This window comes from Dyadobacter jiangsuensis, assembly GCF_003014695.1.
GTDB classification, from domain to species: Bacteria; Bacteroidota; Bacteroidia; order Cytophagales; family Spirosomataceae; genus Dyadobacter; species Dyadobacter jiangsuensis.
This window is the reverse complement of the sequence record NZ_PYAS01000003.1, coordinates 110,945-130,880: the sequence shown is the minus strand read 5'-3', so window position 1 is coordinate 130,880 and position 19,936 is coordinate 110,945. Positions and strand designations below refer to the sequence as shown.

At 51.6% G+C, this 19,936-nt stretch carries 18 protein-coding genes; 7 read left to right on the top strand and 11 right to left on the bottom strand.

Annotated elements, in window-relative coordinates:
• Nucleotides 1-2: 2 nt before the first annotated feature.
• From CLV60_RS06635 to CLV60_RS06610, 6 genes are read right to left on the bottom strand one after another with little or no spacing between them, the layout of a single operon-like run.
• The gene (locus CLV60_RS06635; RefSeq protein WP_106594595.1) at nucleotides 3-1,610 is read right to left on the bottom strand and encodes a flavin monoamine oxidase family protein; all 1,608 of its coding nucleotides are present in this window, start codon (nucleotides 1,608-1,610) and stop codon (nucleotides 3-5) included.
• Nucleotides 1,607-3,139: a polyamine aminopropyltransferase gene (locus CLV60_RS06630; protein ID WP_106594594.1), complete on the bottom strand. Its 1,533-nt coding sequence runs from the start codon at nucleotides 3,137-3,139 to the stop codon at nucleotides 1,607-1,609. The genes CLV60_RS06635 and CLV60_RS06630 overlap by 4 nt, the downstream gene beginning before the upstream one ends.
• The gene (locus CLV60_RS06625; RefSeq protein ID WP_090387275.1) at nucleotides 3,140-3,346 is read right to left on the bottom strand and encodes a DUF350 domain-containing protein; all 207 of its coding nucleotides are present in this window, start codon (nucleotides 3,344-3,346) and stop codon (nucleotides 3,140-3,142) included.
• Between the two features lie 24 nt (nucleotides 3,347-3,370).
• Complete coding sequence (locus CLV60_RS06620) at nucleotides 3,371-3,553, bottom strand: hypothetical protein (RefSeq protein WP_106594593.1); 183 nt, start codon at nucleotides 3,551-3,553, stop codon at nucleotides 3,371-3,373.
• Between the two features lie 12 nt (nucleotides 3,554-3,565).
• On the bottom strand, nucleotides 3,566-5,443 hold the full coding sequence (locus tag CLV60_RS06615) for a DUF4178 domain-containing protein (RefSeq protein WP_106594592.1): 1,878 nt from the start codon (nucleotides 5,441-5,443) through the stop codon (nucleotides 3,566-3,568).
• A gap of 2 nt (nucleotides 5,444-5,445) precedes the next feature.
• On the bottom strand, nucleotides 5,446-5,829 hold the full coding sequence (locus CLV60_RS06610) for an S-adenosylmethionine decarboxylase family protein (RefSeq protein ID WP_229210848.1): 384 nt from the start codon (nucleotides 5,827-5,829) through the stop codon (nucleotides 5,446-5,448).
• A gap of 127 nt (nucleotides 5,830-5,956) precedes the next feature.
• On the opposite strand from CLV60_RS06610, the gene CLV60_RS06605 reads away from it, so the two are divergent.
• Nucleotides 5,957-6,841, top strand: a complete 885-nt coding sequence (locus CLV60_RS06605) for an alpha/beta hydrolase (protein WP_106594591.1) — start codon at nucleotides 5,957-5,959, stop codon at nucleotides 6,839-6,841.
• Between the two features lie 45 nt (nucleotides 6,842-6,886).
• Entirely contained in the window at nucleotides 6,887-7,819 is a 933-nt protein-coding gene (locus CLV60_RS06600) for an alpha/beta fold hydrolase (protein ID WP_106594590.1), read from the top strand.
• Between the two features lie 104 nt (nucleotides 7,820-7,923).
• Here CLV60_RS06600 and CLV60_RS06595 read toward each other — a convergent pair whose 3' ends face one another.
• The 5 genes from CLV60_RS06595 to CLV60_RS06575 all read right to left on the bottom strand — a co-directional run bounded on the left by CLV60_RS06595 (nucleotide 7,924) and on the right by CLV60_RS06575 (nucleotide 15,392).
• On the bottom strand, nucleotides 7,924-8,631 hold the full coding sequence (locus tag CLV60_RS06595) for a hypothetical protein (protein ID WP_106594589.1): 708 nt from the start codon (nucleotides 8,629-8,631) through the stop codon (nucleotides 7,924-7,926).
• Between the two features lie 158 nt (nucleotides 8,632-8,789).
• Nucleotides 8,790-11,909 carry an efflux RND transporter permease subunit gene (locus tag CLV60_RS06590; protein ID WP_106594588.1) on the bottom strand — a complete coding sequence of 1,040 codons (3,120 nt, stop codon included), beginning with the start codon at nucleotides 11,907-11,909 and terminating at the stop codon, nucleotides 8,790-8,792.
• Between the two features lie 264 nt (nucleotides 11,910-12,173).
• Nucleotides 12,174-13,262 (bottom strand): efflux RND transporter periplasmic adaptor subunit, encoded by a 1,089-nt coding sequence (locus CLV60_RS06585; RefSeq protein WP_106594587.1) that lies wholly within the window; start codon nucleotides 13,260-13,262, stop codon nucleotides 12,174-12,176.
• 15 nt (nucleotides 13,263-13,277) lie between these two features.
• Nucleotides 13,278-14,528 carry a TolC family protein gene (locus CLV60_RS06580; RefSeq protein WP_106594586.1) on the bottom strand — a complete coding sequence of 417 codons (1,251 nt, stop codon included), beginning with the start codon at nucleotides 14,526-14,528 and terminating at the stop codon, nucleotides 13,278-13,280.
• 168 nt (nucleotides 14,529-14,696) lie between these two features.
• Entirely contained in the window at nucleotides 14,697-15,392 is a 696-nt protein-coding gene (locus CLV60_RS06575) for a response regulator transcription factor (protein ID WP_229210847.1), read from the bottom strand.
• Nucleotides 15,393-15,602: 210 nt separating this feature from the next.
• Between CLV60_RS06575 and CLV60_RS06570 the strand changes: the two genes are divergently transcribed.
• The 5 genes from CLV60_RS06570 to CLV60_RS06550 all read left to right on the top strand — a co-directional run bounded on the left by CLV60_RS06570 (nucleotide 15,603) and on the right by CLV60_RS06550 (nucleotide 19,899).
• Nucleotides 15,603-16,496 carry a GNAT family N-acetyltransferase gene (locus CLV60_RS06570; RefSeq protein WP_229210846.1) on the top strand — a complete coding sequence of 298 codons (894 nt, stop codon included), beginning with the start codon at nucleotides 15,603-15,605 and terminating at the stop codon, nucleotides 16,494-16,496.
• A gap of 219 nt (nucleotides 16,497-16,715) precedes the next feature.
• Complete coding sequence (locus CLV60_RS06565) at nucleotides 16,716-17,840, top strand: caspase family protein (RefSeq protein ID WP_106594584.1); 1,125 nt, start codon at nucleotides 16,716-16,718, stop codon at nucleotides 17,838-17,840.
• 20 nt (nucleotides 17,841-17,860) lie between these two features.
• Nucleotides 17,861-18,466: a hypothetical protein gene (locus CLV60_RS34475; RefSeq protein ID WP_211302205.1), complete on the top strand. Its 606-nt coding sequence runs from the start codon at nucleotides 17,861-17,863 to the stop codon at nucleotides 18,464-18,466.
• On the top strand, nucleotides 18,466-19,290 hold the full coding sequence (locus tag CLV60_RS06555) for a hypothetical protein (protein WP_106594583.1): 825 nt from the start codon (nucleotides 18,466-18,468) through the stop codon (nucleotides 19,288-19,290). Before CLV60_RS34475 ends, CLV60_RS06555 begins: the two co-directional genes overlap by 1 nt.
• Before the next feature lie 54 nt (nucleotides 19,291-19,344).
• Nucleotides 19,345-19,899: a hypothetical protein gene (locus tag CLV60_RS06550; protein WP_106594582.1), complete on the top strand. Its 555-nt coding sequence runs from the start codon at nucleotides 19,345-19,347 to the stop codon at nucleotides 19,897-19,899.
• Nucleotides 19,900-19,936 lie beyond the last annotated feature (37 nt).

Sequence of the window (19,936 nt, the reverse complement as noted above, 5' to 3'; positions counted from 1 at the left end):
TGTCAGGTTTGCAGAATCTTTTGGGCGGCTTTGAGACCCTGGTAGAAGCCTTCTTCGAATATGCTCACGCCGGCCAGGTCGGTGTGCGCGAAGTGAATAGCCCCGCCAATGCTTTCGGAAAGGGATTTTCGCGCTTCGCCATGAACCATACCAGGCCGCGGCTGCACCATGGCATGCCCCCAGAGCATGATATCGATCTGTTCCGTCTGCTCCCGGATGTCGGGATGCACGCGTTGCAGGTCGGCAAGCACTTTTTCCGCCCAAAATGCATGCTCGGCGCGGTATGCTTCCTTGCGCGCGGCTTCGGGCGACGTATGCGTGAGGGGGAGATAATAGGTAAGGTTTCTCCGATCCTTACGCTGCTGCACCTGCTGGTGGGTAGCATCCACATAGCCCAGCGAAGCACTTCCGTAAATCACATTATCCCAGCTGGTCGGCTGCCCGCCACGTTCATGCAGGTCTTTGACGGTGAGATTGGCCACCATCCAGGGCACGTAATGGAAATGATCCGTTACCACTTTTCCGCGTTCGGTATCTCCCAAAAGTCGGGCAGCTACAAATTGCGGCACCGCCACAATGCAATGCTTTGCTTCCAGACCTTTGAGCTGGCGCGAAGCGACATCGAGATAACTGATCTTCACGCCATTGCCGGTCGCTTTGATGGACGTCGCCAGCGCGCCGGTAGCGATTTTGCCGTCGAGCTGCTTCCGCAATGCTTCGATGAGGAAGCCGTTTCCCTGCTCCCAGGTAAGCACGTCGTTGTGTGCCGCATTAGCGGCTTTTCCTTTTCGGGAGGCAAAGTAATGGATGCCCGCCCAGGCGCTCACCATGTCGTAAGGGGTACCAAAATCGTCGCGGGTGCAGTAATCGACATACCAGCGGATGTATTCGCTGGTGAGGTGCTGGCTGTCCATCCAGGCTTTCATCGTGATACGGTCGAGCGCGCGCAGCGATTCGTCATGGCTCGAAGTATCCACCGGAATATTGAATGCGTCCAGGCCATCGGAGCCTTTCAGTTTTTTGAAATGATCAATGAGCGTAAAAAACTGCTTGAATTCTGCCAGCTCAGCTGCATTCAGCCCAAAATTGGGCACCAGCCCTTCCTGCCAATGACCATTGATATACAACCGTTCTTCGGGATCGTGGCAGAGGTGAAACTCGTTGTACACCGGCAACCCTGCCTGATCATAACCCGTTATCACCCCGGCTTCCTCCAAAAACGAGAGATATTCAGAAAGGTTATTGTTCGGTACAGGTACATAGTGCGCCCCCCAGGGGTATTTGGAAAACGCATTACCGCCCGAAGCCGCATTACCGCCGGGCTGCTGTTCCAAATCGAGCACGATAATGTCCTTTACACCGTGCTGTACCAGATGCCTCGCGGCCGACAATCCACTTACGCCGGCACCGACAATCACCACTTCTTTCGCTTCAAATGCGGCAGGCGGGTTAAAAGTGTGGTCGCGCAGCAAATGCCCGGTCGCCGCGGACGCGCCCACGATCTTTCCGGGAATAGCTGCGGCACCGGTCTTTTTCTCCCCGCAAGCGTGTAGGAGCGGCGCGGCAACGGCCATTCCAGTCGTTAATCTGATGAATTCGCCTCTTTTCATTGATCCAGGAATTTACCCCACTCCTTTTCGAAATAATTCACCAAAGCCTGGTTATTCAGCTTGTTCACTTCCAACGGCTCATGGGCCAGCATATCCTCGGGGAATTGCAGCATTTGCTCCATCACCGCGTGGCTGATGTACTTTTTCTCGATTGCGAAGGTATCAGGCAACTGATAACCGCCGGATTTCCGGGCCATCACATATCCCCACTCCCCGAATGACGGCACGTAATTATGATAAGGGATTGTCTGAAAACCAGATGCTTTCAGCGTTTCGTTGACACACCAGTAACTCTTCGGCGCCACATAGGGCGACGTGCTCTGCACCACCGCCACCGCTTGCGGCGCCATGGCAGTTTTCAGCAGGCGGTAAAAAGCGGTTGTATAAAGTTTCCCGACCGAAAAGCCGGATGGATCCGGGAAATCGATGATCACGCAATCAAACTGCTTTCTGTTCTCTTTCAGCCAGATAAATGCATCTGCATTGGTAACAGTCACGCGGGGATCTTTCAGCGAATGCCGGTTGATTTCGGCCAGAATGTCCTGCCCTGTAAACAGTTTGGTCATGACCGGGTCGAGGTCCACGAGCTGAATATGCCGCACTGATGGGTATTTCAATATCTCTCTGGCTGCCAGTCCGTCGCCCCCGCCGAGAATGAGCACATTGCGCGGCTCTGCGGCGGCCGTCATTGCCGGATGCACAAGCGCCTCGTGGTAGCGGTATTCGTCGGCCGAGCTGAATTGAAGATTATTGTTCAGATAAAGCCGCAGGTCGTGCTTGTTCTTCGTGATCACGATCCGCTGGTAAGGTGTGGAGGTGGAATAAACGACGTGATCGTTGTAAGCGAGCGTCTCGCTGAAACTCATGATCTGCTCGGAGAAAATGAAGGCTGCCACCTCTGCCAGCAGGATCACAATGCCCCCGAAACGGATCGCCGCCACGCCTCTCACCTCCCCCGCGAAATACCGGCACAAATACAGCCCGACGCCCACATTGAGCAATCCGAAGAACAGACTTGTACGGATCAGCCCAAGGTAAGGCACAAAAATCAACGGAAAAATGAGCGACGCCAGCAATGCGCCGATGTAATCATAGGTAAAAACCCTGCTCACCAGCTCGGCGAATTCCACTTTGTCCTTCAAAATCCGAAGTAAAAGCGGTATTTCGATCCCTACCAGAATACCGGTCACTCCTACGAGCGCATACAGCACAGGCTGGAAGCTGACCGCCAGCGGAAACACGAGAAACAGCAGAATCGCGCTGAAACCGCCCACGAGCCCCACCAGCAGCTCAATCCGGATAAACCATTCGAGCAGATGGTCGTTGAAAAACCGGGAGAGGTACGACCCTATCCCCATTGAAAAAAGGTACACGCCGATGATGATACTGAACTGCGTGACGCTGTCGCCCAGCAGGTAACTCGCCAGCGTGCCCGCAACCAGCTCGTAAATCAACCCGCACGTAGCGATGATGAACACCGCCACGAGCAGCACCCACTGCGCACTGTTCCTGCCTGCCGTGTTTTTCATTTACCCGTGAATTGCCGACGCTATGATAATGGCGATCGCCAGCATGAAAAAACCCGCGAAAATGGCCAGGGCCACATTCTTGTTTTCCATGATTTCGCGCCGCAGGTTGTGCTTCGGAGTAAGTATTTCAATGGCCGCAAATGTGACAAACAGGACCAATATCCCAATGCCCGAGTACACGAGCGAACTGATGATGTATTGTTGCATCGATATGTGTTTAGGTTTTAATGACTATTTATGGTGCATGATGCCGCTTCTGTGCGATGACCTTCCATCGGAATGCCATTGTTCCTGGTTATCAAACGATAAAATCCGGTCGCCGTACAGGTTGGCATATGCCAGCCAGGCCAACAGTGCCGCCACGTACACAAAGTACCATTTCATCGGCAGGAGTTCTTTCAAAAGTTCTTTCATGTCCGTAATGTTTCAGGAATTGGCAAACTCGCTGTTGCCCCAGCGCACTTTTTCGGTATAATATCTAATAATTCCCATGATCGTCGGCCATATCAAAAGCAATATGACCACAATCCAGATGTTCCGGTAGGTGCTGGCGTCGTACACCAGCTTCCCGGTGAACAGCCCCGCCCGGGTATACATATTCGAATCCCGGCTGGCCGTCATTTGCAGGAAGTAAGTCCCGGCCGGTATTTTGGTAAAATGGATGGTTTGGCTTTGGGAACCTTCCGTCCAGCGTTCCCCGTCGTCGGTACCCGAGTAATATTCGATCCCTTCTTCGGCGCTGTATTCATTGCCATTCACCGCATTAATCAGTGTCGCATTAAGCTCCAACCAGGTATTATCCAACGGCGCGTTAAAGTCCAGTTCCAGGTTACTGCTCTTCTTTTCGAGATCGAATTTGGGAGAAATAAATAGCTGGGTATTAAGCGAATCCGAAAAAATATAATTTGAATCAAAAATAAGACGGTTGGTATGCATGCTACCCGTCAGGATCTGTATCAGCATTGCGAGCAACAGTGCAATTCCACCCGATTTCACGATCGCCTCTGTACTGACACTGATGCGCGACGGCTGTGCAGGCGCAACGCCCTCTACCTGCGGGAGCGAGGCGGTGGTTTGTTCGGCAATCACTCCGCGCGGCACATATTTTCCCCTGAACCAAGTGACCCGCTTTTTGTGATCTTTCTCGATGCTCAGTATTTCCGGTGGAGCAATGTAGTCCATCGACTCCGTCTTCTCATGGTTCGAAAATGCATTCCCCGGAAACTCGCCCAATGCGTAGAGAATGCGGTAATGGTATTTGGAATAGCGCCTGAACTCCCGCTTATCAAAAATAATGCGGTGTAGCCTTGCGTCTGTCGGCTTTAGAGCGTTTCGGGTTTCTTTCAGGTAAGTCCAATGCCCGGCCGATTCCGTCAGAAACATAAATCCGCGCAGCCTGCTGTACAGGGTATATTCATGCCAGTAATCGGTCCGCGAATCGGTATCGTATTTATGGGCAAGGCCCACCACCTGGTAGTCTCCGCATTCAATGGTAATGCTGTCGCCGATATCGAAGCAAAATTCCTGCTCATAGGTATGCTGGGCTCCGTGCGTGGCATATTTTCCGTCGGCGTACGAATGCCGCGTTTCGCATTTGCCACAAACCCAGCTCTGAGCGTACGGATAGGTGAGCACACGGTTTTCAGCATTGCAAGTGCGACATTGAAAAACCTTCCCCTCCGGCTCGGCCTCCCGTGTATTGGTCAGGAAAAGTAATTCCGGTTCTACGTCGTGACAAGCGAACGCCACGGCTACCTCTCCATTATATGCCACCAGCTCTACGCCTTCAGTGTCGGAAGCTGCTTCAATGCTGTTATGCCGATCGGGCAAACCATGCACAAATACAGTGCCCTCCACCTCAATCCGGCTACTTTCGTTCCGGGCCGTTATCCAAAACTCGCGGTCGTCGGGCAGGGTCAGCATCTGCGCGTCCGACCTGAATTTCCGGGCGATCGTCGCGTCGTTGAATGGCAATGCCTCGCAGACCGTGTACAAGCCGTAGCCCTCCGCCAAATGGCGCGTCATGCCATCGTTACAATCGAGCGTCCAGTAATTGTAAGCCTGATCTTCGAAAAGCACCCGCAGCCTGCCGGTAACGGTAAACGCAACGTCCTTCCAGTTCCCGGTGGTGCCTGGCTGAATCAGGTCTGCCGGGCCCTGTATCAGCTCCATTTTCACTTCCGCCAACGCCTCTCCCGTGCGGTGCCACACCTTCCCGCAGGCACACGCCGCCAGGTTATTACCGCCCTGAAAATACACCGGTTTGCCGCAGGACGGGCAAATAGCCAATTTGCTGGTTCCCATGGTTATCGGATAATTTGATTTTCAGAAATAACATTTGCCTCGAAATAGGCCGTAATCCGGTCGAAAATTGCCCGCACGGTGCCATTATTCACCCGCTGGAAATTGCTGAGGTAAATATCCAGATTAACTTTGCCAAACTCCGGCCAGGTATGCACCGACAGGTGGCTTTCGCTGAGACAGATCATGCCTGTGAAACCGCCCGGTTCGAAATCATGGTAAACTTCGCCCAATTTTTGCAGGTTAAACGTGCCGGTAAGGTCGTCGGCAAGGTCCTTAAAACCCGCATAACCGGCCAGTAGCGCCGTATTATCGGAATGGAGGGTGGCAATAAGGTGCAGTCCGGGGGTATAAGTTTCCAATAGCGTCAGGTCTTTGATAACAAGCAATTTTATAAAAAACCCGGCAATGCGCAAGGTGTAATTTATTTAAATGGTTACTTGCGTGAAACCATCGGATACATAGCGTGACGGGATCATTCGGCGTCCCCTATACGGGCATTCGCAACATTGGCATATGAAACAACACATTACGCATTTCAACCGAGTGATTTGGGGCTGGTTTATAGCCCTTCTGTTTGTAGCAGCCACCGCAACCGCCCAAACGGCCACCTATGCCGATGCAAAGGAACTGGCGCTCTTCGATGAACCCTATGGACCACACACCCTGCACAAAATGGATGTGTACCTGCATCCGAAGCGCACACGCGAAACACCGCTGGTGATCCTCGTGCACGGCGGCGGCTGGATGAATGGCGACAAGGAAGCGTGCAATTTCATGAAGGACTTTCTTTATCCGCAGGGCTTCAACATCATCAATATCAACTATCGCCTCGCGAATCAAACCGACCTGCATTACCAGGAAATCATGGACGATATTGACCTGGCCATATCGCATATTCTTACCAACGCCGATGAATGGCTCGTGCGCAAGGACAAATACATTCTCTGGGGCGGCAGTGCCGGCGGCCATCTGGCAATGCTGTACGCCTACAAATACGACCGCAACGATGTTGTCGGCGCTGTGACCACGCTGGGTGGCCCCACCCGGCTGGACGATCCCGAAACGCTCAAAGGAGCCAGGCAGTCCGACCTCGAAGGCTTGCTGCCCATTATCACCGGTGATCCGTGGAAGCCCGGCGCATTCGCTCCCTCGTACCGCGCTGCGAGCCCATATTACGCAAAAACCTTCAAACCCACCCTGCTCATGCACGGCGAAGCCGACGTAATCGTACCCGTGGCGCAAGCCCGCACGATGTATGCGCATTTGCAGGAATTGAAAGTCCCCTCCGAGCTCATCACCCTCCCCAACGGCGGTCACGGCGGCGAAGGTACCCCGCCAGATATGGCCCGGCACATGGCAGGAAGGATTCTCGAATGGGTGAAGAAGTACGGGAAGTAAGTGTCTTGTTAGATTGAAGGCATATCTTTACGATTTTTGAGTCAAATGCGCACATTCCTGAAATTACTTGTTATCACGCTTACGTTTTTGCCCGGTTTTACTGTCCAAGGGCAATCCTTATATTCCCGGGCTTTCGGAAATGCGGGTAACGAGCCGATCATATTTCTGCACGGCGGCCCCGGTAGCAGCGCCGTATACTTTGAAGCCACGACCGCTCAAAAACTCGCGGATGTCGGGTTTTATGTAATTATTTACGACCGACGGGGTGAAGGCAGGTCCAGGGATAGCACGGCCAGCATGAACTATGAAGAATTTTTTGAAGATTTAAACAGCATTTATGAAAAGTACCACCTTAGCCGCGCGCATTTAATCGGTTTCAGTTTCGGCGGACTTGTTACTACACTTTACGCCGAAAAACATCCGGAAAAAGTCAAATCCATTATCCTCGCAAGTGCATTGGTTTCCCAGCAGGCATCGTACAACACCATTCTACGATCCGTCGAACGTATTTACGAAGATCAAAAAGACCCGGCAAATCTGGTACAGATCCGTGCCATCAGGGAAATGGATACCAATTCCCTTCTCTACCGAACGGCCGTTTTTGCCCATGCTTCCAAAAATGGTTTTTTCAGCCTTCCAAAACCCGATTGGGAAGCCCGGCAAATCTACTCGACCTATCCAACCGACACATTGATTACCCGATACGTAAAAAACGACCGGGCCGTAGAAACGCTTTGGAGAAATGAAAAAAGCAAAAACATCGATGTCACGCCGGTCTTGAAAAAACTGAGAAACAAGAAGATCCCGGTATACGCTATTTACGGAAAACAGGATGGACTCTACTCAAAGGAACAGATAGCAGATTTGTCTCATATAACAGGTAAGTCGAGATTGGTTTACCTCGATAACTGCTCGCACACCTGCTTTGTGGATCAGCAAGCAAAGTTTATTAAAGCATTGAAGTTCTGGCTTCAATGAATTTCCGATTGGGCACTCCTGTCCTTTCCTGTTCCGGCCCAAAAGCAAAAGGAGGCAACTATCTGGGTATTTGCCTCCTTGTTGAACGTTGGATAAAACGAATGCTATTTCGTCGTCGTTTCCGTCAGTTTCACTTTCACGGAAGTGTAATACAAGGTAGTGGTTGCCTCGAAGCCGGAATCGGTTCCGAAGATGAGCCACAGGTTGCCGCTGGCGTCGGTTTTTCCCTTGAATGCGCCGGTTTTCGTGAGCAACTTGTAGCCGACCTTATCCGTGCCGTTCCCGACGTCGCCGATGATTTTCATATCCTTACCGTCGTTTTTCTGCTGGATCTTATCGATGTTCATACGGTAATGATCCAGGTTGTCGACCGTCGTTTTCGGCTCGACAGGCACCGCGCCGATGCCCACGCTTACCGCATTAGGCGCACCGCCCACGCCCGCCCAGCCTTCCGAAGGCGCGTCCGAAGCGAATTCCAACGTAAAAGCCGCATTGTATTCCTGGTTCGGTTTTAGTCCTGTAACTTTCTTTTTGAAATACATAAACAGGTCGTCGCTATGGTTGTTGCCCGAAATGCGGAAGCCCTTTTTCTGCGTGTCGAGCGGTGCGGGCAGATTCGCGATCCCCTCTTCGAGTTTCCAATCCGTTTCCATCTTCACCGGGTAATCGGCAAAGCCTGCGGTCCATCCCTTTTTGTCACCGTTGAACTGGTCGTTAATCTCCACTTCCGGAGGCAATCCCGGGCCGCTGTCATCATCATTGCAAGCAAGGAACAGGAATGGCAGGCCGAGCATTAAAACTAACTTTTTCATGAGCTGTTATTTGGTTTTTAAATCAGCTAAGTGATGCAAAACCGCGTCGGTTTGGTTGGAACAAATGCACAAAAGTTATTCCCGCCCGGCCATGTCTTCCTGAAAATGAGCGACCTGAATCATATTAAATTTTTAAGTAACCCAATCCAAATGCCGGGTTACGAAGCCGCGTACCGGGATGTCCTGCCCTGTTTTTTGCGATTGAAAAACGTGTAAATAATCGGGAAAACGAGCAGCGTGAGGATCGTCGCCGTGATGAGCCCGCCGATGACCACAATGGCCAGGGGCTTCTGTGTTTCGGAGCCGATACCGGTCGACATGGCCGCTGGCAGCAAACCTATGGCTGCCATCAGTGCGGTCATCACCACCGGCCTGATCCTCGATTTCACCCCTTGCCGCACCGCTTCTTCCAGCGGCATCCGGGCCGCCAGGTTTTTGTTGAATACCGAAATCAATATCACCCCATTCTGCACGCATAACCCGAACAAGGCAATGAAGCCCACACCGGCCGAAATACCGAAGTTCATATGCGTAACGTGCAGCGCGAGGATCCCCCCAACCAATGCAAAAGGTACATTGGCAAGCACGAGCCCGGCATCTTTGGCATTGCTGAACATGATAAAGAGCAGAATGAAAATACCAATGAGGCTCACCGGCACCACTTGGGCCAGGCGGTCGGTGGCGCGCACCTGGTTTTCGAATTCCCCCACCCATTCCACCGAATAACCTTTCGGCAAATCGGTCAGTTTTTCCTTCACGCGCTGCTGCGCCTCCGCGATGGTCCCGCCCAGATCCCTGCCGCGGACAGAAAACTTAACACCGATAAATCGCTTGTTATTATCCCTGTAAACGAAGGCCGGACCGGTAATTTTGCGGATCGTGGCGATCTCCTTCAATGGTATTTTGCTGCCTGTGAGCGTCGGTACCATCAGCTGCTGAATGCTTTGCTCGTCGGCGCGGTATTCCTCTTTGTAGCGCAGGCGGATATCGAATTTGCGCTCGCCTTCGTACAAAATAGAGGCAGTCTTCCCACCGATCGCCATTTCGATCACGGCCTGCGCATCGGCAGTACTCACGCCGTATTGCGCCATTTTGTGGTCATGCAGGATCACGCTGATCTCCGGCTGGCCGATGTTACGGATCAGGCCGAGGTCTTTGATACCATCCACATTCCGCACGGCGTCCATGGCGATGTTGGCGTACTTTTCCAGTTCCTGCAAATCGGAACCGAAGATCTTGATACCGTTGCTCGCCTTGTAACCGGCCACGGCCTCAGCCACGTTGTCGACGATCGGCTGCGAGTAGTTGTACAAAACACCCGGATAGTTGCTCAGGAGCTTGTTCATTTCATCGGTCAGCTGCTCGACGTTGATCTTCCGTTTCCATTCTTTCTGAGGCACCAGATCCACCTGAAACTGACAGAAATAGAAGCCGTTAGGATCCGTACCGTCATTGGAGCGGCCCACCTGGGACAGTACCTGCTTCACTTCCGGGAAGGTTTTCAGGTCGCGGCGGATCTTTTGCGACATTTTCACGCTTTCGGGCAGAGACATGCTCATAGGCAGTTCGGCCGTAACCCAAAGCGCACCCTCATTTAATTGAGGTAAAAACTCGGTCCCCAGCATCGTGGCGGAGAAAAGCGATATGCCCAGGAATGCCGTCGCGGCGATCATACTGATCTTTTTATGCCCGTAACACCATTCAAAACCCCTCGAAACCGTCTTATCAAAGAAATTAACTACCGGGTTATTCTTCTCCCGTACATTCTTGTTCAGCAAAAACGAGCACAGCACCGGCACGAGCGTGAGCGTGTAAAACAATGCCCCAAGCAATGCAAAGCCAAGCGTGTAGGCCAGCGGGCTGAACATTTTACCTTCCACTTTCTGGAAACTGAAAATGGGGATCAACGCCGTGATAATGATGAGTTTGGAAAAGAAAATAGCCTTACCGAGCTCACCGCCCGTCTTTTTGATCAAACCCAGTTTCGACAACCGGTTGAACCGGTCCATCCCCCGCTTGTGCGCCATATGATCGAGCGCAACGAACACCCCCTCGACCATTACCACGGCCCCGTCGATGATGATACCGAAGTCTATCGCCCCCATCGATAGCAAGTTGGCCGACATGCCTTTCAAATACAAACACATGAATGCAAAAAGCAATGCGAGCGGGATAATGATCGACACGATAACCGTAGTGCGCCAATCGGCCATGAACAAAAACACGATAACCGTCACAAACACAATACCTTCCACCAGGTTATGCTTTACCGTATCGGCGCAGAACTCGATCAGGTTGTCGCGGTCGTAGAAGGTCACCATCTTCACATCCGGCGGCAATATCTTGGTATTCAGCTCCGTGATTTTCTCCTTGATACGCGCCAGTACCTCGCTGGGATTCTCGCCCTTCCGCTGCACCACAATGCCTTCCACGACGTCGTCCTTACCGTCGAGTCCAACCTGTCCCACGCGCGGTAAATCCGACTCTTTCACATCCGCCACATGCTTCACCAGTACCGGGTAATCCTTCACATACTCGACAATGATATTCTCGATATCCTGCGCCGATTCCAGCAGTCCGATCCCGCGTACAACGTACGCCTGACCATTTTTCTCGATCACATCGCCGCCCACATTGATATTGCTCTTGGTAACGGCCTCATAGACATCCGCCGGGGTAATATTGTATTTTGCCAAAGCGGTAGGATTCACCTGCACTTCGTAGATCTTCTCTCTCCCGCCAAAAGCCACCACATCGGCCACACCCGGCACACTGCGTAACTGACGGTCGATCACCCAGTTCTGTAATGTAAGCAGCTCGCGGCTGTCGCGGTCCTTACTTTCGAGGGTGTACCGGAAAATCTCTCCCGTGGGGCCATATGGCGGCTGCACTTCGGGATCCACGCCATCCGGTAACGACACCGTCCGGAGCTGGTTGTTCACCTGTTGCCTGGCAAAGAAGTCCTCGACCCCGTCGTCGAATATGATTTTGATAACCGATAGCCCGAACATCGTCACGCTCCGCACATTGGCCTTCTTCTGCACAGAGTTCATCGCGATCTCGATCGGCTGCGTCACAAACCGCTCGATCTCCTCGGCGCTGCGGCCGTTCCATTGCGAAACGATGATGATCTGCGTATTGGTAATGTCCGGAAATGCTTCCAGCGGCGTCGCGCGATAACTCGCAACGCCCGCCACCACAAGCAGCCCGGTCAGGAAAAATATAAAAAAGCGGTTCCTGAGCGAGAAGCCCACGATTCCCCGAATGAATTTGTTCATGGTTCAATTTTGAATGATTGAATGATTGAATGAGCCGCCGTGGAACGGGGAATGAATGAGTGAATGAGTGAATGAGTGAATGAGTGAATGAGTGAATGAGTGAATGAATGAATGGGTAAATGGGTAAGTTATGTTCTCAGGTAAATGTTTTCTGGCTCACTATCGGGTCATATCTGGCCACATCTTACTATTCTTGACTATCCCTGACTATTCATTCAGTCATTCAATCATTCGGTCATTCAAAATTTATCCAAATTCATTCACTCATTGATTCAGCGCATTATAGATAAGCAACTGGTTCTTAGACACGACCGCCTCTCCATCTGCCAGTCCGCTGCTGATGTACGCACGTTTGGAAAGATTACGGAAAACCTCAACAGGCCTCGCCTCTATTTTGCTTTTGCTCGTGAAAACCAGTACCCAGTTCTTGCTTCTGTCAAAAATCACCGCCTTGGACGGTATCGACTGCATCCGGGTGTTTTCCTCGAAATTGAGGCCCACGGTGGCGTGCATTTCGGGTTTCAGCCGGTAACCGGCGTTCGAAAGCTGAATGCGGATCTTCATCGCCCGCGTTTCCGGGTCAAGAACATTGTAAATTTTATCCACCTTGCCTTTAAAAACCTCGTCGGGAAAGCTGATGGTCTTGATATCGGCTGGCATACCGAGCTGAATTTTGGGAATATCGCTCTCGTTTACATTCGCCATCACCCACACGTCCGAGATCTGGCCTACTGTGAAGAGGCTTTCCGCATTATCCGAACGGAGTTGCGTGCCGCGGTTTACATTCTTGTCCACGATAAACCCGTCGATCGGCGAACGCACGATGTAACTGGCTGATTTTGAAATACCGTAAATAGCGAATACTGCCTTTACCCGGTCCAGCTCCGCCTGCGATTTATCGACCATCTGCCGGGCCGTAATCACCTCGCGCTCGGGTACTAGCTTGCTTTCAAAGAGGTCTTCGGTCGACGACAGGTTTTTCCGCGCAATGAGCAAATCCGACTGTGCTTCAATCATTTGCCGTTCCAGGTCGGCCACTTCGCCCGAGCGGATCGTTGCCAGCTCCTGCCCTTTGCGCACGTGGTCGCCAAGCTCCACTTTCACATCCTCCACATTCCCCCCTACCAGCGGAAACACCCTGATCACCCGGTTTTCGTCCGGTACGACCTTCCCTACCAGCGTCAGCTCATTGCGCACGGTTTCCGTCCTTACGGTGTCGAGCACGATCTGCCGCATCATCGAATCCGACAACATGAATGCCTTGGATTCTTCCTGAGGGCTGTTTTGATTCCGACAGGACACAGCCGAGACGGCCACCATTCCGCCCAGAATGGCAATAGCTATTTTTTGCATTGTGTTTTTGATGGTTTAAAAGGCAAATAATTCCTCCCCTACGATAAAATTCAGCTCTTCATACACTTTGATACGGTCGGATTGCAGCCGGTTAAACTCCCGGACGCTCTCGTTATAAGTTTCGATGAAATCAATGAATTCGAGGAGGGTTATATTTCTTTTTTGAAAATTATCGTACATGCCCCGGCTGAGCTGCGAAAACTGGTCGGTAAAGCGGTCTTCCACGCTTCGAAACGTGTTTTCCGCCACAATCACCTTGTTCCATGCCGCATTCACTTCGTTGGCAATGCTGTTTCTCTTCGCAGTTTCCTGGGTTTTGAAATAGCTGATCCCGCTTTTGGCAGCCCGGATATTGCCCTGATTTCGGTTGAAAAACGGCAGATCCATGGCGGCCGAGATACCGAAATAGTGGTTCTGGTAGTTACTCGCCTGATCATACACCGCGCCTAGCTGCACATTGGGTTTTGCCAATGCCTTTTGTAGGTTATAGTTCAATTCCGCCTGTTTCACCGACGATTCAGCCACTTTCAGGTCGGTACGGCGCATTAATGCAAGTTCCCGCAGCTGTTCCGACGTCTGGGCGTCGATATGGTACCGCGCCATTTCCAGGCTATCGACCACCGGCACTACATAGGCTTCGGTATTGCAGTAAATCCGCATATCGCGCTGGTTTTCTGTTAATTCAAAAAGAATGTCCGCCCTGTTGTTCCGCAATTGAAAAAGCAGCGCCTTCAAGCGTACCACTTCTTTGAGCGACACGTTATTCCGGCCATACTCCTTATCGAATGCCTCCACGGTCGTTGCCAGCGTACCGATCTGATTATCCAGCAACTGTAATGTCTGCCGCAGGAAATAGGTTTCGAAAAAGAGCTGCCGCAGGTCGAATTTCAGCGTCCGGGCCAGGTCGAAAAATTCCAGTTCGGTTTTCCGCGTCGTTTCCACGTCGAGCGCCACTTGCTTCGTGCGCTTGCCGGCGCGGGTGATGACCTGTTGCAGGCTGATGAACTTCTGCCCTCCCTTGCCCACATCCAGCCAGCCCCGCGAAGGATTATAGGCGCTCAGTTCCACATTCAGATTGGGATTATCCCAGAGTTTGTCCTGGATTTCAGCCGCCTTGGCGATGTCTATCTGGTAACGCTCCGCGAGCAGGGTCAGGTTGTTTTTCAAAAAGAGACTGTCCGCCTGCCGAACGGTCACTTTCAGGGTATCCTGGGCCCGCGCAGCAAAGCACACACAGGCCAGTAACCCGATCAGGTAAAATCGCATAACTCTTGTTTTTGACAATGCAAAGATTGGGAAACGGTATGTTCCTGTCACCATTTTTGCATTTAGAAAATCCTTAAAAGTAAATTAGAAGAAAATTAAAAACGGCACTTGGAAGCAACCAGGGCGCATTTTACCATTAAACCAGCCATGGTACCGCGGCATAATACCTTACTCCGCCATCAATATATAGCCCAGTCCCGGCCTGGTCTGGATCAGCTTTACATCATAGTCCTTGTCTATCTTCTTGCGCAGGTAATTGATATACACCTCCACAAAATTGGTACCGGGGTCGAAAGTCAGATGCCAGATGTTCTTCGCCAGGTCCATCTTCGAAATGATCGTGCCCGGATGCAGCAGGAAGTATTCGAGCAAAGCAAACTCCTTGGCTGTCAGCCCGATAAACTTACCGGCCCGCGTCACGACCTTCGTATCCACATTCAGCTGTAAATCCGCGATGCCGAGTACCCGCTTACCCCCATCGGATTTCCCGAGGCCCGAAAGCCGCAACGCCGCATTCACCCTGGCTATCAACTCCCTGAAATCAAACGGCTTAACAATGTAGTCCGTAGCGCCGCGCCCCAGGCCTTCGACCTTGTCCTCCACCTCTCCATAGGCTGTGAGCATAATGACAGGCATCACCGGCTTGAACTGCCTGATTTGCCGGCACACGTCGAAACCATTCATCCCCGGCAGGTTAATATCCAGCAGAACAAGGTCATAACGCCCTTCCAACGCCATTTTTTTACCGACCAGCCCATCGCGGGCGATCTCGGCGTCGAAATCTTCCGATTGTAAAACCCTGTAAATATTCTGCGCAATCCGCAGGTCGTCCTCGATAATGAGTATCGTTTTCTTCATCTTCATACATATTCCGATCAGGTTTGCGTCAAAAAGAAGAGTCAGGAGTGATGCAAAGATCATAGTCGGGATTTGGAACGCCCGCTGAAAGTGATTAGATTTTAATTAAATATCGCGCAAATACCTATTACCACATTGACCGTCAGACGATAACAAAAAGAACAGTCATTCCCTCGCCAAAATCACCGCATTAGTATATACGTAAACCAGAAACCATTGAAAAATCCGATTACCATCCGTCAAATGCTTCCTACCGACATCCCGTTTGGCATGCAGCTGGTACAACAAGCAGGCTGGAATCAGCTGGAAGCCGACTGGCACCGCGCGCTCGCACTCCATCCGGAAGGCTGCTTCCTCGCCGAGCAGGTCGGCGGGTCCGCCGCCGGTACTGTTACCACCTGCATTTTGGATGGCCGGCAGCCCGGTGGCCGGCACTCCGGTGACCGGCAGCCTGGGGCGGTTGCCTGGATTGCGATGGTACTGGTGGATGCCTCCATGCGGAACCAGGGCATTGGTCAGCAGCTGATGGAACGCGCGATCGCGCATTTGGATGGCATGGGCATAGAAACGGTACGACTGGACGCTACGGTTTTCGGCAAAGGATTATATGAAAAACTTGGCTTCCAGGAGGAATACGAGGTGGTGCGCATGAAAGGTGTTTCCAAGATGCACGAGCGCCTGGACGACGAAGCCATGCCGTGGACGCCGGAGACGTCGGTTCCCCCTGTTCTCAATCTCGATTTCCGCATAACGGGCACCCATCGGGAGGCGTTCCTGCATTCATTGCTCCGCTCAAACACATTTTACTATTCGATGTTCGAAGACGACCTCGCCTACGCGGGCTCGCGTAAGGGGCGCAATGCGGTCCAGCTCGGTCCGGCCGTCGCGTCAACACCCGAAGCCGGCCGGCAGATCTGCGATGCGATGCTGCATCATTTCCATGGTCTGCCCGTTTTTATCGACATTCCGGTTCCTAACAAAGCGGCATTGCGTTGGGCAAAAGCCAATGGCTTGGAAGAACAGCGGCGGTTTATCAGAATGTACAGAGGTAAAAAAATAGATGATAAACCGGAACTGATCTGGGCCAGTTCGGGCCCTGAAAAAGGTTAGGAAACAGGCTTTGCAAAGAGCCAATAATCATTGTTGGTAACCGATCCAAACCGTTCGATAATATTCCATTTGTATTCGGACAATTGGCAAAAAATAGTCACGAGGTTTCACTTACTTTAAGCAAATCCATGTTTATTTGTTGACCTCAAATTAGTTTGATGCAGCATTCATGATGAAGTTTAAATCCTCTGTGAAAGACCTGTTCCAAAACCCGGCGCAATGATTTATTTTCCAACATTCCGTTTTCTTCGCAGTGGACTACTGGCTATTATACTATTGATCAGCCAATTATCCAAGGCTCAATCATTTTACGCGGTGCTCGTTGCGGATACCAAAGATCCTTCATTAGGTGCGAGTTGCGAAAAAGACCTGGAAGAAATGTCGGGGATGCTGCGGAACATTTCCAAAAAAATCGAATACAATTACCAGGAGCTGATTTGCAATCAGGACAAATTCGGGAAAGGCGGCATTCAGGAAGCTATTTCCAAAATACAATGCAAACCGGAGGACATCATTTTCTTTTATTATACCGGCCACGGAATCAATACCAGCACCGAAAAAAGCAACTTCCCTATTCTTTATCTGAAAGACGAAAATATGGAACTGGAAACGGTTCACCGGTTGCTAAAAAACAAAAAACCACGCTTTTGCCTGACCCTGGGCGATTGCTGCAATAACCTGTTTCCGGGCAGGCGCGGAATGCGTTCGGCCACGCCCGTTCTGAAAGGGATCAGCGTGACGCAGGATACCAAAATCCTCCGCAAGCTCTTCGTGGAAGCCAACGGCGATTTGCTCATCAGCAGTGCAAAAAAAGGCGAAAGAGCCACCGCACATCCCAATGAAGGCAGTTTTTACAGTAATACATGGATGCAGGCGATGGCCTATGCCGAAAACCACAATACGCATGTGTCGTGGGAAACCCTCCTCGCCGATGCCGAAAACCGTTTACAGGAAAGCCTGAAAAGCCTGCCGGATTCCCTGAAACACCATTCGCAATGGGTGCGCAGCTTTCCCGAAACGGTATTGCCGTGCCCGGAATCCAGCTTTACGGAAATCAATCGGTTCCTGAATGTACTTGCCGACGAAAAACTGGGCTTCAATGAACGTAACAAATTGCGGGCTCTGGGGCAAAAGGGCTTTTTCGGCCCTTCGGCACAGGTAAGCATCTACATGAGCGACCCTGAGAAGCCGGTGGAAACCCAGCCTATCGACCTCTTTCTGAAAAGGATCGTGAACACCGCCCCGCTGATCGACGAGTTCAATTTCGTGGAGCGGCTTTCGACCCTGGGAAGTGGGTGTACCTACGACCTGGTGACATTGCAGGAGATCCGTAAAACGAAGTAACCCATTTACCCGCCCCTACCATGATGAAATACATTTACATTTTCCTGCTTCTTTTTTCCGGCATCGGGCGACTGCATGCGCAACCCGAAATGGATCAGAAAAGATTGGCAGAGTTTCAGAAACTCACTCAGCAGCGCGTCAACGACCTGCAACTTTATATTTCCCTCATTGCTGACAAAAGTCTCTCGATCGAGCAACGCGAACAAGCCGTGGAGCTGGCGGTAAGCCTTTTCGAAAAAGATTATATGGTGAATGGGAAAAGGCGCACACCTTACGTGCAGGTATCCCGCCGGAATGGCACGATATCGTCCGTACCCGTGCGGATCTACTTCAAAAATCTGATGAATGTGAAGTTCGACAAGGTGGAAATCACCTATTACGACGCTGCGGTCGTGTCGGAGTTTGAGAAAGGTACCGACGGTAATTACCACGCTACCGCGACGTACTACCAGCAGTTTAAGGGGATGGACAAAAAGGGCAACCTCATTTACGGTAGCCGCGACCGCAAGGACATCCGCGTGACCGCGCAAAGCGCCGCCGTATACGCACAGGCGGGTAAGGAGGATTTGAAGATATTCTTCGGCGATATCACCGTGAGGGATACCGTCCCGATTCCGGGTTTCTGATGGCAACCAGCATGACCAACCTTTGGCTATTTACCCTGCTCGTTCCCCTTTCGGAACTGCATGCACAGGTCGCTGCTCCGCGGGCTGATACGATAAAAATCAACGTGCGGAAAGGGCTATCAGAAAGTTATATGAATGGGCAAATCAAACATGTAAGCGATTTTATAAATCGTTTCAATGCGTCGACAAGTGATAATGCAGGAGGAATGCGCATGTTTGAATTGTTTAATGAAGATGACCAGCGGCTATCTGTCTCAGGAAGAATCCACGATGCGTATGGCTACAAAGTCAACCTATTCATTCAAACAGTAACCGAGAAACACACAAAGATGCCGAAACGCGGGCCTGTAACTGCGAAAATCGGACTCAAAGTGGGCTACAATGGCACGTTGGATACGCTTACCGTGCATTTACGCAAGGATTATACCGCCGACAGCGCCGCCTATTGGCACGTAACCAGGGTAATAGCCCCTGCCCAATTACCAGAAGAGAAACTGAATACACGCAAAAGCCACTCAGCAGAAAACAAGGTGGAGCTGCCGCCCAATGCCCACGAGGTGAGTTTCGTGCCGCTGCTGCGCGGGTTGGACGATTACCAGAGCCTCGCGCCTTTTACACCCTGCCTGGAATGCCGCGATGCTGCATGGCGGAAAGTCGAAAACGCATTGCAAAGCGGCCGCATGACTGCCGAAGCGGTGGTATCCAACAAAATTTACCTGGCTGCCGGAGATTGGGAAATCGAACTGAGCGAGTTTATACGGGAAAAGGAGAATTCAGGCTGGCTGATCAGCGACCTCATCGAAAAAAATGCAGTTATGAAGTGATAAGGTTTTGTATGCCGGGAGGATTAAGTTACAAAACCTTTAAAATAAACGCTGATGAAAAATAGTCCGATTTTAAACCTGATGTTCAGAACCTTGTTCGTAGCGATGTTCGCGTGGTCTGCGGCGGCTGGAAGCCCGGCGGCCGAAGCATCGGAACGCCTGGGCTCGTTAATCGACCTTTCGGCCAGAGCGAAAATCGACACGGCACTGGCATTCATCGGCAAGCTGCAACATCGTGTATCAGACAGCGAATTCATACGGCTCCGCGACCAGAGCGATTCCCTTTTTACAACAAGCGGATATATCAATCTCGAAACCTCCGACGGCCAGCACCTGCGCCTCACCCGCGGCGAATTCCTCACCCGCGCCCGCGACCGCCAGGCTACCTACAAACTCAAAAAAGCCACATTGGTATTGAACGACCTGTTCCGCAAAGGCCCGAACGACCGCTGGTATTGCCGCAGCACCACTTTCCACGAAGTAAGCCGGTTTGACGGCGACTATCCGATCCCCGAAAAAGTCACGTCGGTGAAACGAAAACCGGTACGTGAACGGGCAGCGTCCGAAAGCTACTGGCAGATCATCGAGCTCACATTAACCGAAAAGTAACCTGACTAAATCCATATTTACCGTAATCCAACTATCA